We start from the raw sequence: 17,278 nt of genomic DNA on the forward strand, positions 1-17,278 counted from the left end.
ACATCATGCGGGATCTTGCAGGTAAACAGGTGCTGGTGCTGGGGCTGGGTGATACCGGCCTTTCGGCCTTGCGCTGGCTGCGCGGCCAGGGCGCCGTGCTGTCTGTTGCCGACTCCCGTACGACGCCACCCAATCTGGATACGCTCAAGGCGGAGTTTCCGCAGCTCACGGTGTATACCGGGCCGTTCCGTTCGGCCATGTTCAACGCGGCCGACCTGGTGGTGATCAGCCCCGGCGTGGCGCTGGCCGAGCCGGAAGTGCAACAGGCACTGGCCAATGGTATTCAGGTGGTGGGCGATGTTGAGCTGTTTGCCCAGTTCCGTCCGCGCAGCAGCAAGGTGATCGCGATTACCGGTGCCAATGGCAAAACTACCGTCACCACGCTGGTAGGTGAAATGTGCAAGGCCGCTGGTCTCAAGACTGTGGTGGCAGGCAATATCGGCCTGCCCGTGCTCGATGCCCTGCGTCAGGTAGAAACTGACGGCGCGCCCGATGTGTATGTACTTGAGCTTTCCAGCTTTCAGCTCGAAACCACGAGCAGTCTTGCCGCCGATGCCGCCGCCGTGCTGAACGTGACCGAAGATCATATGGATCGCTACCCCGGCATGCCGGAATATGCCGCCGCCAAGGCGCGCATACTCAAGGGTGCTGGCGTGCAGGTGCTCAATCGCGAAGATGCCTGGTGCCGCGACATGGCCTTGCCGGATCAGTCGGTGGTGACGTTTGGCCTGAATCTGCCTGTCGAATCCGATGCCTATGGCTTGTTGGCATTGCACGATCAACTCTGGCTGGCACAAGGCGCACACCCCATTCTGCATGTGGAAGAACTGCGTATCCCCGGCTTGCACAATGCGGCCAATGCGCTGGCAGCGCTGGCCCTGTGCCGCGCCATCGGGCTGGATTGGACACCTCTGCAGCATGTGTTGCGTGAGTTCAAGGGCTTGCCACACCGGGTGGAGTGGGTGGCCGATCTGCATGACATTGCCTTTTATGATGATTCCAAGGGCACCAATGTTGGCGCTACCTGCGCCGCGCTGGCTGGCCTGCCCCGCAAAGTGGTGCTGATTGCCGGTGGCGATGGCAAGGGGCAGGATTTCAGTCCGCTGCGTGAGCCGGTCGATCAGAATGCGCGCGCTGTGGTGCTGATGGGGCGCGATGCCGCGCTGATAGAGGCTGCCCTGCAAGGCAGTCCGGTGCCACGCCTGCATGCCGAAAGCATGGAAGATGCCGTGCAGCTGGCCTATGCCGCGGCTACGCCAGGCGATGCCGTTCTGCTGTCACCCGCTTGCGCCAGCTTCGATATGTTCCGCAACTACGCCCACCGTGCCGAAGTCTTTATCGCTGCTGTGGCTGATCTGGTGACGCGTCACGAGGAGGTCCAGTCATGATGATCACCCTGGGCAGCCGCGAGCGCTTCAATAGCGCCACCTATGATCAGGGTCTGGTGTGGGTGACGCTGATCTTGCTGGGCATCGGCCTCGTGATGGTGTATTCCGCCTCCATCGCCTTGGCCGAAGCTGACAAGGCCACCGGCCATCAAACGACCTATTTCCTGATTCGCCAAGCCGTGTTCATCGCCATCAGCCTGGGAGCAGGGCTAATGGCCTTCCAGATACCCACGGCCATGTGGCAGAAATTGGCGCCTTATCTTTTCCTGACCGGCATTGCGCTGTTGGTGCTGGTGCTGATTCCCGGAGTGGGCCGTAATGTGAATGGCAGTCAGCGCTGGCTGTCGCTGTTCATCATTAATCTGCAGCCATCGGAGTTCATGAAGCTGTTTGCTGCCATCTACGTGGCGGATTACACCATCCGCAAATCAGCCGTGATGGATAGCTTTACCAAAGGCTTCCTGCCCATGGTGTTTGTCATGCTGCTGGTCGGCTGGCTGCTGCTGCGTGAGCCTGATTTCGGTGCGTTTGCCGTCATCGCCGCTATCTCCATCTCCATCCTCTGGCTGGGGGGCATTAACGGCCGTATTTTTGCCGGTCTGCTGACGCTGTTGCCGATCGCCATCGTCGGCCTGATCTGGAGCTCACCATACCGCCTGCAACGCGTGATTGGCTTCATGGACCCATGGGCAGACCCGTTCGGCAAGGGGTATCAACTCTCGCATGCGTTGATTGCGTTTGGCCGTGGTGAGTGGTTTGGCGTTGGCCTGGGTGCCAGCGTGGAAAAACTGCTCTACCTGCCAGAAGCGCATACCGACTTCCTACTCGCCGTGATCGCCGAAGAGCTGGGCTTTGTCGGTGTCATGGTCGTGATAGGTCTCTTTGCCTGGCTGATTCTGCGCGCCTTTGGTATTGCCAAAGAAGCTATCGGCAACGAGCGTTACTTCTCCGCCCTGCTGGCGCAAGGCATAGGCGTATGGATGGGCGTGCAGGGCATCATCAACATGGGCGTGAACATGGGGCTTCTGCCTACCAAAGGCCTGACCCTGCCTCTGCTCTCATTCGGCGGCAGCGGCATCCTCGCCAACTGCATTGCCCTGGCCGTGCTGCTAAGAATCGACTGGGAGAATAGACGTTTGCAGAAGGGATTGCCAGCATGAGCAAGACGCTCCTGATCATGGCGGCTGGCACGGGCGGGCATGTGATGCCTGGCCTGGCGATTGCTGATGTGATGCAGCGTCGCGGCTGGCAGGTGCACTGGCTGGGCACGACGCACGGCATGGAAAACCGCCTGGTGCCACCCAGCGGCATTGCCATGACGCGGCTGGATTTTTCCGGGCTGCGCGGCAAGGGCTTGCTGCATACCGCCAAGGGTGTATTCAAACTGCTGGCCGCCACGTGGGAAGCCTGCAAGCTGATCAAGCAATTGCAGCCTGCGGCTGTGCTGGGCATGGGCGGCTACGTGACCGTGCCGGGTGGATGGGCTGCCCGTTTGTGCAAGGTGCCACTGGCGCTGGTGAATGCCGATGCTGCGCTGCTGATGTCGAACCGCGCCCTAGCCAAGTCAGCCAACCGCATCCTGTTTGGTTTTGAAGGTGGTGAAGGCGGCCTGGGTGGCATGGCTGTTAAGGCGCGTGTGACGGGCAACCCGGTGCGGGCCGCGATTGTGGCGATTGCTGCGCCGGAAGAGCGTTATGCCAAACGCCAGGGGCCGCTGCATCTACTGGTGGTGGGCGGCAGTCTGGGCGCGCAAGTGCTGAATGTGAACCTGCCGCGTGCACTGGCGCTGATTCCCATGGAGCAGCGGCCGGTGGTGACCCATCAGTCTGGGGCAGATCAAGTGGATATGTTGCGTGCCGCTTATGCAGCAGCAGGCGTAGTGGCTCAAGTGCTGCCCTTTATTGAAGACATGGCGAAGGCTTATAGCGAAGCGGATGTGCTGGTGTGCCGCGCTGGAGCGATTACGGTGAGTGAGCTGGCAGTGGCGGGTGTGCCCTCCATATTGGTGCCGCTGGTGGTGTCGACCACTTCGCACCAGCGCGATAACGCGGCCTGGATGGCAGCGCAAAGAGCTGCCGTGCATCTGCCGCAGCAGGAAATGACACCGCAACGTCTGGCAAATTTGTTGCAGGAATTGAATCGCACGCGGCTGCTGGAAATGGCGCTGGCAGCGCGCAGTCTGGGTCGCCCTCAGGCGACCCAGACCATCGCCAATGAACTGGAAAGTATGGCCCTGGCATCCCGGGGCGGAGCTGCGATATGAAACATAAAGTGAAAAACGTGCATTTTGTCGGCATAGGCGGCTCGGGTATGAGCGGCATTGCCGAGGTGCTGCTCAATCTGGGCTTTGGCGTCAGCGGGTCTGACCTGGCGAGCAACGCCACCACCCAGCGTCTGAACAGCCTGGGTGCCAAGGTGTACCAGGGCCATGAGGCTGCGCATCTTAGCGATGCCGATGTCGTGGTGGTGTCGAGTGCGGTGAACGAAAGTAACCCGGAAATCATCGCCGCGCGTGCCAGCAATACGCCGGTGATTCCAAGGGCGCTGATGCTGGCCGAGCTGATGCGCTTCCGGCAGGGCATCGCCGTGGCTGGCACGCACGGCAAGACCACGACTACCAGCCTGATCGCCAGCATTCTGGCCGAAGCGGGCATGGACCCGACCTTTGTTATCGGTGGCCGGCTTGAGGCTGCCAGCGCCAATGCGCGCCTGGGCACCGGTGAATTCATTGTGGCCGAGGCGGATGAATCCGATGCCTCCTTCCTGCACCTGTCGCCGGTGATTTCGGTGGTCACCAATATTGATGCTGACCACATGGATACCTACGGGCACGATTTTGAAAAGCTCAAGGGCGCGTTTGTCGAGTTCCTGCAGCAACTGCCGTTCTGGGGCATGGCGGTACTGTGCATTGATGACCCCAACATCCGGGCTATTTTGCCCAGTGTGACCAAGCCGATCATGCCGTATGGCTTTTCGGAGGATGCGCGCATTCGTGGCAAAAACGTGCGTGCGGACAACGGCACCATGCACTTCACGGTGCAACGCATTAACGGTGTGACCACCGAGTTTGATGTCACGCTCAACTTGCCTGGCAACCACTATGTGCTGAATGCCCTGGCGGCGATTGCCGTGGCGAGCGAATTGAATGTCCCCGATGCCGCCATCATCAAGGCGCTGCGCGAGTTCAAGGGCGTGGGGCGCCGCTTTGAGCGCTATGGCGAAGTGCCAGCGCGCAATGGCGGCCAATTTACCCTGATTGATGATTACGGCCATCACCCGGTGGAGATGCAGGCAGTGATTGCCGCCGCGCGTGGCGCATTCCCTGATCGCCGTCTGGTGCTGGCCTTTCAGCCGCACCGCTACACGCGCACCCGGGATTGCTTTGAGGATTTTGTAAAGGTGCTGTCGAGCGCCGATGCCGTATTGCTGAGCGATGTATACCCGGCGGGTGAAGCGCCTATCGTCGCCGCCGATGGTCGTGCCCTAGTCCGTGCCATTCGCGTGGCAGGCAAGGTGGAACCGTTATTTGTCGAGACGACGGCTGAGTTGCCAGAAGCCATTCTGGGCGTGGCGCAGGATGGCGATGTGGTGATCGTGATGGGCGCAGGCTCGATTGGGCAAGTCGCCGCCAAGACGCGGGAGGCCGCGACGGCATGATGGCCCAGCAGACCCCCATGCAAGGTGAACTGATGCTGCATGCCTCATTGGCACGCTACACCAGCTGGCGCGTGGGTGGTCTGGCGGATCGTTTGTATATTCCGGCTGGGCTGGAAGATTTGCGGCAGTTCATGCGCGCGCTGGACAAGACCGAGCCTGTGCATTTCATTGGCCTCGGCTCCAATCTGCTGGTGCGCGATGGCGGTGTGCGTGGCACGGTAATCGTGATGCATAACGTGCTGACCGGGCTGGAGATGGTGAATGGCGAACTTTATGCCGAAGCGGGCGTGACCTGCGCCAAGCTGGCCCGCTTCAGCGCACGGCAAGGTTTGCAGGGTGGCGAATTCATGGCGGGCATTCCCGGCACCGTGGGCGGCGCGCTGGCGATGAATGCAGGCTGCCATGGCGGTGAAACCTGGGACATCGTGCAGCGTGTGCTGACTATGGACCGTCAGGGCGAATTGCATGAGCGCAGCCGTGCCGGGTTTGATGCCAGCTATCGGCATGTGGCGCTGGCTGGCCAACCTGAGCATTGGCTGGGCGAGCAGGAATGGTTTATCGCAGCGTGGTTCAGCCTGCCACCGGGCGATGCGGAAGAGGCTGAGCAGAAGATCAAGCAATTGCTGGCAAGGCGGCTCGCGACGCAGCCCCTTAACCAGCCGAATGCAGGTTCGACTTTTCGCAATCCGCCGGGCGATTATGCCGCGCGGCTGATTGAAGAATGCGGGCTCAAGGGCTATCAGGTGGGTGGGGCGCAGGTATCGGAAAAGCATGCCAACTTCATCGTCAACCTGGGTGGGGCAAGGGCGGCGGAAATTGAACAATTGATTGCGCATATGCGCGATTCGGTAAAAGCCAAGTTTGGCATTGAGTTGCAGCAAGAAGTAAGAGTGATAGGCGAGACGGAAACAGGAGAGCGGGAAGTGTAAATGCGCAGGATAGCCAGCAAGGCTTACCTGCAAACACATGAACCAGCGGATGTGATGATGAAAAATTTTGGAAAAGTGGCGGTATTGATGGGCGGGCGCTCCGGCGAACGCGAGGTCTCCCTGAAGAGCGGCGGCGCGGTGCTGGCTGCCCTGTTGCGTCAGGGCGTGGAGGCTGCTGCCTTTGATCCTGCCGAGCGCGACTTGCATGAGCTGCTGGCGTTTGACCGCGTGTTTATCTCGCTGCATGGCCGCTTTGGTGAAGACGGCACGGTGCAAGGCGCCCTGGAGCTGATGGAAGTTCCCTACACCGGCAGCGGTGTGCTGGCCTCCAGCGTGGGCATGGATAAATGGCGTACCAAACTCTTGTGGCGCTCGGCGGGGATTGCGACGCCGGACTTTGAGCTGCTGGATGCCAGCAGTGACTTTGCCGCCGTGGAGCAGCGCCTGGGGCTGCCACTGTTCGTCAAGCCAGCCAATGAAGGCTCCAGCATCGGCATCAGCAAGGTCAAGCAGTCCGGCGCACTGAAAGCGGCATACGAGCTTGCTGCCAAGTCCGATCCACTGGTGATTGCCGAGCGCTTTGTCGGCGGGGGTGAATATACCGTGGGCATTCTGGGGGATGAGGCATTGCCGATCATCCGTATCGTGCCTGCCAACGAATTTTATGACTTTGAAGCCAAGTACCTGCGCGATGACACGCAGTACCTGTGCCCATGCGGTTTGCCTGCCGAGCAGGAAGCCCGCATCCGCGCTGAGGCGCTGCAAGCTTTCCGAGCCATTGGTGGCCGCGGCTGGGGGCGGGTGGATTTTCTGATGGATGAGCAAGGCCGCCATTATTTCCTGGAGGTGAATACTTCTCCCGGGATGACCGACCACAGCCTGGTGCCGATGGCCGCCAAAGCCAGTGGCATTAGTTTTGACGAATTGGTGTTACGCATATTGGAGTTGGCGCGTGTGGGATAAACCCCAGGTCCTGAACTGGATCGCTAACTTCCTGTTTGCACTGGCTGCAGTGCTCATGTTGTATGGCGCGCTGTTTGTGGTGGTACACCTGCCGATTTTTCCTATCCGCCAGGTGCGGGTAGATGGGTCGCTGGATCATGTGACGCGCGAGCAGATCAAGCTGATTGTCAGCCGCCACTTGCAGGGGAATTTTTTTACGCTGGACTTGGAGCAGGCGCGCAGCTCGTTTGAAAAGCTGCCATGGGCAAGGTCGGTGAGTGTGCGGCGCCGCTGGCCTGACCGGTTGGAAGTGACGGTAGAAGAGCATCGTGAGCTGGCACGCTGGGGCAACATCGCGCTGGTGAATACCTATGGGGAGTTGTTTCATGCGGCATCAGATAGCGATCTGCCCGTGTTTTATGGCCCCGGTGACGGAGTGCATGAGGTTGCCGAGCACTACGGTAAATACAGCCAGGTACTGGCAACAGCGGGCATGCGAGTGAGCGAGCTGGTACTGACACCGCGTCGCGCCTGGCAGATACGTACTGACAAGGGCATGGTGATTGAGCTGGGGCGCGAGCAGATGGATGCGCGGCTGGAAAAGTTTGCGGATGTGTATCAAGGCACGCTTTCCAAGCTGGGCGTGAATGTGCGCTACGCCGATTTAAGGTATCCGAACGGGTTTGCGGTACGCAAGCCCGAGACAGGCAAGGCCGGAAAACCGGCCACGAACGAGCCGATAACAGCCAAAGCGCGGGCGGCATGAGCAACACAATGAATGAAATGAATACTGGAGAAATCAATGAGCAGGGTTAGAGATGATAAGAATCTTATCGTCGGACTGGATGTCGGCACATCGAAGATCGTCGCCATTGTGGCGGAGTTGCAGCCAGATGGTGGACTAAAGGTCATCGGGCTCGGTCAGCATGCCTCGCGGGGGTTGAAAAAAGGCGTCGTGGTCAACATCGACTCCACCGTGCAGGCCATACAGCGCGCGCTGGAAGAAGCTGAGCTGATGGCGGATTGCAAGATCAGTACGGTATTCACCGGTATAGCGGGCAGCCATATCAAGAGCCTGAATTCGCATGGCATGGTGAAGATCAAGGATGCCGAAGTTACGCAGATGGATGTGGACCGCGTGATTGAAACGGCAAGGGCGATTGCCTTGCCTTCCGATCAGCAGATTCTGCATATCCTCACGCAGGAATTCATCATCGACGGCCAGGAAGATGTGCGTGAACCGCACGGCATGAGCGGCATGAAGCTGGAGGTTAAGGTGCATATCGTCACCGGCGCCGTGGCGGCTGCGCAAAACATCGTCAAGTGCATCAAGCGCTGCGGCCTGGAAGTGACTGACCTCATTTTGCAACCGCTGGCTTCCAGCATGGCGGTGCTGACCGAAGACGAAAAAGAGCTGGGCGTATGCCTGGTGGATATTGGTGGCGGCACGACAGATATCGCCGTGTTCAAGCAGGGCGCGATTCGCCATACCGCCGTGGTGCCGATTGCGGGTGACCAGATTACCAATGATGTGGCCGTGGCGTTCCGCACCCCCACCCAATCCGCCGAGGAAATCAAGATCAAGCATGGCTGCGCCTTGCGCCAGCTGGCGGATCCGCGCGAAGTGGTGGAAGTGCCGGGGGTGGATAACCGTGATCCACGTGAATTGTCGGTGCAGACCCTGGCTGAAGTCATCGAGCCGCGCGTGGTTGAGCTTTATGAGTTTGTACTGGGCGAGCTGCGCCGCAGTGGCATGGAAGAAATGATTGCTTCCGGCATCGTCATCACCGGCGGTTCCGCCATGATGCGCGGCATGGTCGAGCTGGGGGAAGAGATCTTCCACATGCCGGTTCGCCTGGGCATGCCGCGCTATGTGGGCGGTTTGTCAGAAGTGGTCGGCAATCCACGCTATGCCACGGGTGTGGGCCTGGTATTGATGGGCAAGCAGCAGATCGAGCGTCAGTTGCAAGGGCAAATGGAATCCACGTCCTTGAGCCAGATTTTCAGCAGGATGAAAAGCTGGTTCCAGGGCAATTTTTAGTAGCAGCAAGTAGCAGCTTCAGTAGTAGATCGTGATTGACAGGCAGATTTTGTTAGGCAGACAACAAGGAGGACGTACAGATGTTTGAAATTATGGATAGAGATTCGCAAGAAGCGGTCATCAAGGTTATCGGCGTAGGTGGTTGCGGTGGTAATGCCGTTGCTCACATGATCGAAAAAGCGGTAGGCGGCGTGGAATTCATTTGCGCCAACACCGACATGCAGGCATTGAAGAAAAGCAATGCCAAAACCGTGCTGCAAATTGGTACGGACATCACCAAGGGTCTGGGCGCTGGCGCCCGTCCTGAAATCGGCCGCGAAGCCGCACTGGAAGATCGCGATCGCATCGCTGAAGTGATTGATGGCGCTGACATGCTGTTCATCGCCGCTGGCATGGGCGGTGGTACCGGTACTGGCGCTGCGCCTATCATCGCTGAAGTGGCCAAGGAAATGGGCATTCTGACCGTCGCTGTCGTGACCAAGCCATTTGCCTTTGAAGGCAAGCGTACCAAGGTCGCACAAGAAGGCCTGGAGGAACTTTCCAAGCACGTCGATTCTCTGATCATCATCCCGAACGAGAAGCTGATGCAGGTATTGGGTGAAGATGTACCTTTCCTCGAAGCATTCCAGGCCGCCAACGACGTGTTGCATAACGCCGTTGCTGGTATTGCCGAAATCATCAATTGCCCCGGTCTGGTCAACGTCGACTTTGCTGACGTACGCACCGTGATGTCCGAAATGGGCATGGCGATGATGGGTTCTGCGCTGGCCACTGGTCCAGACCGCGCTCGCATTGCCGCTGAGCAGGCTGTTGCCAGCCCATTGCTGGAAGATGTAAACCTGGCTAATGCTCGTGGCGTTCTGGTGAATATCACTGCCAGCACCTCGTTCAAGATGAAGGAATACTACGACGTGATGAACACCATCAAGGCGTTCACTGCAGAAGATGCAACCGTCATCGTGGGCAATGTGGTGGATGAAAGCATAGGTGATGGCCTGCGCGTGACCATGGTAGCTACTGGCCTGAATGGCATTGTGGGTCGCCGTCAGCAAAAACCTGAATTGCGTGTCATGACCCAGGTGCGCGATGGTACGACCAACCAGCCGATGTTTGTGGGTGGAGGCGTTGTTGAAGACGAAAGCCCTGCGGTATTCAGCAGCAACGGCCGCCGTGCTCAGGTTGAAGCCATGAAGCTGTCTGGAGTAGAGGAATACGATATTCCTGCTTTCCTGCGCAAACAGGCTGACTAACCAATCAGCCATCTTCGTTCTGGCTTCCGCCTTGAGAATTTCATGGCGAATGTCAGCGCGGATGTGGGGGTGAGCCCGATGTGTAAAAGCCCGTAAAACAGGCGAAAACCGTGTGGTTGTCGCCTGAGGAAAGCTGCCGGCTATGGCGGTGCATGTGCTATGATGTTGAAATAATTGAGGTTAATGCCGCAGTGGTAAAAGCTGCGGCCCAAGTGTTAACGGGGTTTTAGAACCCAGGGTGTAGAAATCATGTTAAAGCAACGCACACTGAAAACCGTGATCCGCGCCACCGGCGTCGGTCTGCATACAGGCGACAAGGTCGAGATGACCTTGCGCCCGGCTGCGCCCGATACCGGAATTGTGTTCCGTCGTGTCGATCTGCCCGATACGGCGGCATTCAAGGTGCAACCTCAATTCGTTACCGATACCCGTTTGTGCTCAGCCTTGGAGCATGGCGGCAGTCGTATAGCCACCGTCGAGCATTTGATGTCTGCCTTGGCCGGCCTTGGTGTAGATAATGTACAGGTGGACCTGACCGCCGGCGAAGTGCCCATCATGGATGGCAGCGCCGGTCCGTTTGTCTTCCTGCTGCAGCAGGCGGGGATTGTTGAGCAGCCTGCGCTCAAGAAATTCATTCGTATCAAGAAAACGGTGGAAGTCCGGGATGGCGACAAATGGGTGCGTTTTGATCCCTATTTCGGCTTCAAACTGGACTTCACCATTGATTTCAATCATCCGGTGTTTGAACACAGCGGCAAGCGGGTCGTGATTGATTTTGCCGATAACTCCTATATCAAGGAGATCAGCCGTGCGCGCACTTTTGGCTTCATGCATGAAGTCGAGTACTTGCGTTCCAACGGTCTGGCCCGTGGCGGTAGTCTGGATAACGCCATCGTGCTGGATGAATATCGTGTGCTGAACAACGACGGTTTGCGTTATGACGACGAGTTCGCCAAGCACAAGGTGCTGGATGCCATTGGCGATCTGTATGTGCTGGGCCATCCGGTAATCGGCGCTTATACCGCCTATAAATCCGGCCATGCCATGAACAATCAACTGTTGCGCAATCTGCTGGCCGATCAGGAAGCGTGGGAATATGCCACCTTCGAGCGTACCGAAGAAGCCCCTAGCGGCTTCCAGGCACCGATTGGCATGCCGCCTGTCTTGCAATACGCCTGAGCCCGGGTAGGCCCTGATGCTGGTCTTGCGACTTTTACTGGTCATCGGGGTCATCGCGGTGGCTGTTTCCATGGCGGTTTACCTGCTGTCTGGCGATAAACGCTACCTCCGCTTCTCCTGGCAATTGATCAAGTTCACCGGTGTTTTGCTGTTTGTGGCTGCTGTCATCATGGCCATGGGCCGCATTATTCTGTTCTGATTTCCCTGGTGTAACCAAAAGTCCCAAGACTGGTTTGCCTGCGCGGGATTGCGTGGCAAAACGTGTCCTATTCGTGCCCCATAGCCAGTAGCCCTGTGCTATGCTTTTCTCAGTAGTAATCGACACAGGCTTTACCCATGCAACGGTACTCCGCAGTTTTCAGTTTTGCTCTCATGCTCATGGTGTCCACGGCGGCGTCTGTACTTCTTGTGCCTGCAGCCCATGCTGCGAGTAATGAAGAGTTGTTCAACGATGCCCGCATCGCCTACAAAAACCGGGATGACCTTACCCTGGAACGTGACCTGCAACAGATGCAGGCTCAAGACTACCTGCTCGCCCCCTACGCCGATTACTGGTTGATGCTGCTCAGGCTCAACCAATCGGATAGCCAGACGGTACGCACTTTCCTCGCCCAATACGCCGATATGCCTTTTGCTGACCGCGTGCGCGGAGAGTGGCTAAAGGGCCTCGCCAAGCGGCAGGAGTGGAGCACCTTTTTCGACGAGCTTCCTGCCTTGAAGCGGGATGATGCCGGCGTCAGCTGCTATGCACTGGAAGGGCGCGCCATTCGCGGCGATAGCGATGCCCTGAGTGAAGGCCGGGCGCTCTGGATGAGCGCCACTGAGCAGCCTGCCAATTGCCTCGCCTTGTACGATCGCATGCAAAAAAATGGCGCCTTGAGCAATGACCTGGTCTGGGAAAAGTTTAGGCTGCTGATGGCCGATAACAAGGTGAGCCCGGCCAAGCTGGTGGCACAGCGCATATCCACAATGGATGCCGCCGCACTCAAATTGCTGGACAAGACCTATCAAAATCCACAGCAGGCCCTGGAAAAGAAAACACTTAGCCTGAAAACCCGCTATGGCCGCGAGCTCAATCTTTACGCCCTGGACCGTCTGGCCCGCACGCAGCCTTTATATGCGCTGGATATGTGGCAAAAGCTGCAAGCTTCCTTTGAGCCCGCTGAGCAGGATTACTTCTGGAGCAGATTAGCCCTGCATGCTGCGCGTCGCCACGACCCGGCTGCCCTGAGTTTTTATGATCGCGTCCCTGCGGCTGCCCTGGATAAGGAACAGATGGCCTGGAAAGCCCGCGCCGCGCTGCGCGTCAGTGATTGGCCACGCCTCTTGAACACTATCGCTGAAATGCCAGCCATGCAGCAGCAGGAAGCTGCATGGCGCTACTGGAAAGGTCGCGCGCTGAAAGAGCAAAAGCAGGTTCCTGCCGCCAATGCCCTGCTGGTGCCTCTGTCGCGCGAGCGCAGCTATTATGGCTTGCTGGCGGAAGATGAGCTGGGCGATGTGCTGAGTGCGGTCCCTGCTAGTTATCGACCCACGTCGGCAGAAGTGGATGCCGTAAGTGCCGTGCCCGGCATACAGCGCGCGATGGAACTGCAGCGCTACGACATGCGCTGGGAGTCGCGTACGGAATGGGCCGCAGCGACTACCGGCTTTGATGACAAACAGATGATCGCTGCCGCTGAGTTGGCCGCGAAGCAGGAATGGTATGACCTCGCGATTATTACCGCCGACAAGACCACCAACACGCATGATTTTTCCTTGCGCTACCCTACGCCTTATCGCGAAATCGTGCGCGGTTTTGCCAAGGAGCAGGGGCTGGATGAGGCCTGGATTTACGGTCTTACCCGCCAGGAAAGCCGCTTCATGCACTATGCTAAGTCGGGCGTGGGTGCTTCTGGTCTGATGCAAGTGATGCCTGCCACTGCCAAGTGGATCGCCAAGCGCATGGGGCTGGATAACTACCAGAACACCATGATTCACCAGCTGGATACCAATGTGCAGCTGGGGACTTACTATATGCGCTACACGCTGGATCTGATGGGTGGACAATCCCTGATGGCAACGGCGGCCTATAATGCAGGACCGGGGCGCGCACGGCGCTGGATGGCGGATCAACCGCTGGAAGGGGCCATTTATGCTGAAACCATTCCTTTCAGTGAGACGCGCAACTATGTGCAGAAGGTGATGGGTAATGCCTATTTTTACGCGCATCGCTTGGGCACTAAAATACTAAGCCTCAAGCAGCGGCTCGGCACAGTGGGCGGCGGCGGAGGGGTAATGACGACGGAAGAGGCGGAAAACTAAGCATGAAAATAAAACAAATATGTGTACTCGGTGGTTCCGGTTTTGTCGGTAGCGCAATCGTTCACCGGTTGAGTGCGGCCGGCTATCTGGTCAAGGTGCTGACGCGCCGGCGTGAAGCCAGCAAGCATCTGATTCTGCTGCCTAATGTGCAAGTGGTGGAATGCGACGTCATGGATGATCAGGCGCTACGTACGCACCTCACAGGCTGTGATGGCGTGATCAATCTGATTGGTATTCTGCATGAGAGCCGCAAAGCCAGCTTTGAATCGATGCACGCCGAGCTGCCCAGCCGACTGGTGCAATTGTGCGTGAAGCTGGGAGTCTGTCGCCTGCTGCATATGAGCGCCCTGCAGGCAGCGCCTGATGCGCCCAGTGCTTATCTGCGCTCGAAGGCGAAAGGCGAAGCCGCCGTGCTGGCCAATGCTGATCGACTCAATGTCACTATCTTCCGGCCATCCGTCATTTTTGGCCGCAATGACAGCTTTCTTAATCTGTTTGCCAGCCTGGTCAAGCTCATGCCCGTGGTCGCCTTGGCGAAACCCCAAGCGCGCTTCCAGCCGATATGGGTGGAAGACGTGGCGCAGGCCTTTGCCAATGCCATTGAAAATGCCGATACCTTTGGTCAGGTTTACGAATTGGGCGGCCCGCGCGTATACACCATGAAGGAGCTCATCCTGTTCGTGGCATTTGTGCTGGGCAAAAAGCGCATGGTGGTGGGGCTTAACGACAAGCTCTCCTATCTGCAGGCCTACGCGCTGGAAAAAATGCCAGTGAAGTTGATGACACGTGACAATCTGAGCTCCATGGAGGTGGATAGCGTGACCAGTGCGCCTTTCCCCGCCGTGCTGGGTGTGACGCCTACCGCACTGGAAGCGGTGGTGCCTGAGTACCTGACCAATGACACGCCACGCAACGCCTATAACCGTTTCCGCGGCTTGGCTGGTCGTTAGGGCCTAGTTGCTCATGCAAACCTTTGTCGTGGGCGGTGCGGTGCGTGATGCACTGCTGGGCCTGCCCGTGCAGGATCAGGATCATGTCGTGGTCGGCAGTACGCCTGCCGAGATGGAGGCGGCGGGCTTTCGCCGTGTCGGCAAGGATTTTCCTGTCTTCCTGCATCCGGATACCCATGAGGAATATGCGCTGGCGCGCACTGAGCGCAAAACCGCCAAAGGGTACAAGGGCTTCGAAGTGCATGCCTCCCCAGATGTCACGCTGGAAGAAGACCTGGCGCGACGCGATCTCACAATCAATGCCATGGCGCGGGCCGATGATGGCAGTCTGATCGATCCCTATCAAGGCAAGGCGGATCTGGAGGCGCGCCTATTGCGCCATGTCAGCCCGGCGTTTGCGGAAGATCCTGTGCGTATTTTGCGGGCAGCGCGTTTTGCCGCAAGGTTTACCGAGTTCAATCTTGCCCCGGAAACCCTGGCTTTGATGCAGCAGATGGTGGCCGATGGTGAAGTGGATGCCCTGGTGCCGGAACGGGTGTGGCAGGAGCTGGCAAAAGGCCTGATGGAGGTTAAACCTTCGCGCATGTTTGAGATGCTGCGCGCCTGCGGGGCCTTGCAGAAAATATTCCCGGAGCTGGACCGCCTGTGGGGCGTGCCGCAACCGGCCCAGCATCATCCCGAAATAGACACCGGCGTGCATGTCATGATGGTGATTGATTATGCAGCCAGCCAAGGCTATTCGCTGGCTGTGCGCTTTGCCGCACTGACGCATGATCTGGGCAAGGGCACCACGCCGCCCGACATCTGGCCACGGCATATCGGCCATGAATTGCGCAGCGTGGATTTGCTCAAGGATGTGGTCAAACGCCTGCGCGTGCCCAACGATTGCCGTGAACTCGCGCAACTGGTGGCCAAATTTCATGGCAAGGTGCATCAGGTCAATGCCATGCGCCCGGATACCTTGCTACACTTTTTGCAGGAGCTGGATGCCTTGCGCCAGCCGACGCGGTTTGATGATTTTCTGAAGGCCTGCGAGTGCGATTCCCGTGGACGGACTGGGTTCGAGCACAAAGCCTTTCCTGAAGCTGCCTATCTCAAGCATCTGTTGCAGGCGGTTCAGCAGGTCGATGCTGGCGCCATTGCCCGACAGTTTTCCCATCCCGAAGAGATTAAAAGCGCCGTATTTACTGCCAGGCTGAGTGCCTTGCAGCAAGTATTGGCCGCCAGCCATTCCTGAAAAGCGTCACCCTGCGGTGACACTTATGTGCATGGTGAGATTGGACATAGCTGGACTGTTTACAGCCCACGCCCTGTGTGAGCCAATAGGGGCGCCATTTGTAAGCAGATTGCACGCAGAGTGTTGCATATAAAGCATGCATCTGGTGCATATTGATCGTGCGTTGTGCATGTCAGCGCAAAGGCAAACTTCCGAGTAGTCTAAATCGCAGCATTTAAGCGATTTTTGACGATTTTCCCCCGAAACATGTGATTGATAAGACTTGGCACGCCGATTGCTTAAGTTACAGCAAACGTAACTTAAGGAGCCTGCACCATGAAACGAGCACTTGGTACTTCCTTTATCGCCGCGGTTGTCGGTCTTTCCCTCAACCATGTTGCGCAAGCAGCAGAGATGCCTAACAGTCAGGCAACGGCCAACTTCACCATGAGCGAGCCGGTGGCATTGACCAACAATTCAGCCACTTTGCTGGCGATGGCCGATACTGGTCGCACGGACCGGTTGTCCATGACGGGAACAGCAGATGCCAACATTCTGTTTGATGCGCCAGTGGCACCAACCCAGTCTACAGAGCTGGCCTTGCGTCCTGTGCCTGAGCCCAAAGCCGTGATGCTGCTGACCGGTCTCGGTTTGCTGATGTTTGTGGGTTATCGCCGTTCACGACTGTAATTTCTTAGTCGATAGCGCATCCATTCGCTACTTCAAGGCGATAAAAAAGGCGGACATGTTCCGCCTTTTGTTTTTTCGAGCTTTGGGTAAAAAACCTTTTTGCTGGATTAACTAGGTTTAGTTAATTAGGTTTTATCAGTTAACAAGCAGCCCGAGTTGTTGCTGCACGAATTCCATCGGTTTGCGCTTGAACCCGCTCTTGGCGAATTGCTGCCAGCGACCCACGACAAAACACAGCATCAGGTTGGCCTTGGCTTCGGGCTGCAGTTCACGCCCGGTTTGGGTTTCTGCAATGCGCAGGCTTTGCTTGAGTGTGGACTCAATACGATCAAACAACTGATTGATGCGAGTTTGCAGCGCGTCATCTTCATTTACCAGCGCGTCCCCGATCAGGACACGTGTCATTCCAGGGTTTTTTTCTGCGAACAGTAGCAGGATGGTCACAATGCGCTGTGCCTGTTTCATGCCTTCTGTTTCTTCACTGGTGATTTTGTTGATGAGGCCAAACAGGGTTTGCTCGATGAATTCGATCAGACCACCAAACATCTGCGCCTTGCCAGCGAAGTGGCGATAAAGCGCCGCTTCAGATACATTCAGGCGAGCAGCCAGAGAGGCGGTGGTAATCTTTTCGCGCTTGGGCGTTTCCAGCATTTTTGCCAGCGTTTCCAGAATTTGTTGTTTGCGTTCTCCAGCCATTGGATGTCCTTAGCTACGTGTCAGGTAAGCGGATTT

General features: G+C 57.6%; 16 protein-coding genes. 15 read left to right on the forward strand and 1 reads right to left on the reverse strand.

Going from position 1 to position 17,278, the window contains the following annotated elements:
* Positions 1-5 precede the first annotated feature (5 nt).
* The 15 genes from murD to LG204_RS03410 all read left to right on the forward strand — a co-directional run bounded on the left by murD (position 6) and on the right by LG204_RS03410 (position 16,546).
* Positions 6-1,388: a UDP-N-acetylmuramoyl-L-alanine--D-glutamate ligase gene (gene murD, locus LG204_RS03340; protein ID WP_230335936.1), complete on the forward strand. Its 1,383-nt coding sequence runs from the start codon at positions 6-8 to the stop codon at positions 1,386-1,388.
* On the forward strand, positions 1,385-2,548 hold the full coding sequence (gene ftsW / locus LG204_RS03345; protein WP_230335937.1) for a putative lipid II flippase FtsW: 1,164 nt from the start codon (positions 1,385-1,387) through the stop codon (positions 2,546-2,548). The genes murD and ftsW overlap by 4 nt, the downstream gene beginning before the upstream one ends.
* On the forward strand, positions 2,545-3,651 hold the full coding sequence (gene murG / locus LG204_RS03350; protein ID WP_230335938.1) for an undecaprenyldiphospho-muramoylpentapeptide beta-N-acetylglucosaminyltransferase: 1,107 nt from the start codon (positions 2,545-2,547) through the stop codon (positions 3,649-3,651). The genes ftsW and murG overlap by 4 nt, the downstream gene beginning before the upstream one ends.
* On the forward strand, positions 3,648-5,045 hold the full coding sequence (gene murC / locus LG204_RS03355) for a UDP-N-acetylmuramate--L-alanine ligase (RefSeq protein WP_230335939.1): 1,398 nt from the start codon (positions 3,648-3,650) through the stop codon (positions 5,043-5,045). The genes murG and murC overlap by 4 nt, the downstream gene beginning before the upstream one ends.
* Positions 5,042-5,974: a UDP-N-acetylmuramate dehydrogenase gene (murB, locus tag LG204_RS03360; RefSeq protein WP_230335940.1), complete on the forward strand. Its 933-nt coding sequence runs from the start codon at positions 5,042-5,044 to the stop codon at positions 5,972-5,974. Before murC ends, murB begins: the two co-directional genes overlap by 4 nt.
* The gene (locus LG204_RS03365; RefSeq protein WP_328441002.1) at positions 5,975-6,937 is read left to right on the forward strand and encodes a D-alanine--D-alanine ligase; all 963 of its coding nucleotides are present in this window, start codon (positions 5,975-5,977) and stop codon (positions 6,935-6,937) included.
* On the forward strand, positions 6,927-7,682 hold the full coding sequence (locus LG204_RS03370) for a cell division protein FtsQ/DivIB (RefSeq protein WP_230335941.1): 756 nt from the start codon (positions 6,927-6,929) through the stop codon (positions 7,680-7,682). Before LG204_RS03365 ends, LG204_RS03370 begins: the two co-directional genes overlap by 11 nt.
* A 36-nt stretch (positions 7,683-7,718) precedes the next feature.
* Entirely contained in the window at positions 7,719-8,957 is a 1,239-nt protein-coding gene (ftsA, locus tag LG204_RS03375) for a cell division protein FtsA (RefSeq protein ID WP_013441291.1), read from the forward strand.
* A gap of 80 nt (positions 8,958-9,037) precedes the next feature.
* The gene (gene ftsZ, locus LG204_RS03380) at positions 9,038-10,207 is read left to right on the forward strand and encodes a cell division protein FtsZ (protein ID WP_013441293.1); all 1,170 of its coding nucleotides are present in this window, start codon (positions 9,038-9,040) and stop codon (positions 10,205-10,207) included.
* A 249-nt stretch (positions 10,208-10,456) separates the two neighbouring features.
* Positions 10,457-11,386 (forward strand): UDP-3-O-acyl-N-acetylglucosamine deacetylase, encoded by a 930-nt coding sequence (gene lpxC, locus LG204_RS03385; protein WP_230335942.1) that lies wholly within the window; start codon positions 10,457-10,459, stop codon positions 11,384-11,386.
* A gap of 16 nt (positions 11,387-11,402) precedes the next feature.
* The gene (locus tag LG204_RS03390; RefSeq protein WP_013441295.1) at positions 11,403-11,585 is read left to right on the forward strand and encodes a hypothetical protein; all 183 of its coding nucleotides are present in this window, start codon (positions 11,403-11,405) and stop codon (positions 11,583-11,585) included.
* Between the two features lie 137 nt (positions 11,586-11,722).
* Positions 11,723-13,690 carry a lytic transglycosylase domain-containing protein gene (locus LG204_RS03395; RefSeq protein ID WP_230335943.1) on the forward strand — a complete coding sequence of 656 codons (1,968 nt, stop codon included), beginning with the start codon at positions 11,723-11,725 and terminating at the stop codon, positions 13,688-13,690.
* A 2-nt stretch (positions 13,691-13,692) separates the two neighbouring features.
* Complete coding sequence (locus tag LG204_RS03400; RefSeq protein WP_230335944.1) at positions 13,693-14,640, forward strand: complex I NDUFA9 subunit family protein; 948 nt, start codon at positions 13,693-13,695, stop codon at positions 14,638-14,640.
* A 13-nt stretch (positions 14,641-14,653) separates the two neighbouring features.
* Complete coding sequence (locus LG204_RS03405; RefSeq protein WP_230335945.1) at positions 14,654-15,877, forward strand: multifunctional CCA addition/repair protein; 1,224 nt, start codon at positions 14,654-14,656, stop codon at positions 15,875-15,877.
* A 315-nt stretch (positions 15,878-16,192) separates the two neighbouring features.
* On the forward strand, positions 16,193-16,546 hold the full coding sequence (locus tag LG204_RS03410; protein WP_230335946.1) for a PEP-CTERM domain protein: 354 nt from the start codon (positions 16,193-16,195) through the stop codon (positions 16,544-16,546).
* A gap of 135 nt (positions 16,547-16,681) precedes the next feature.
* On the opposite strand, the gene slmA is transcribed toward LG204_RS03410, so the two are convergent.
* Positions 16,682-17,242, reverse strand: a complete 561-nt coding sequence (slmA, locus tag LG204_RS03415; RefSeq protein ID WP_230335947.1) for a nucleoid occlusion factor SlmA — start codon at positions 17,240-17,242, stop codon at positions 16,682-16,684.
* Between the last annotated feature and the right edge of the window lie 36 nt (positions 17,243-17,278).

Source organism: Methylovorus menthalis (assembly GCF_020523625.1).
GTDB classification, from domain to species: domain Bacteria; phylum Pseudomonadota; class Gammaproteobacteria; order Burkholderiales; family Methylophilaceae; genus Methylovorus; species Methylovorus menthalis.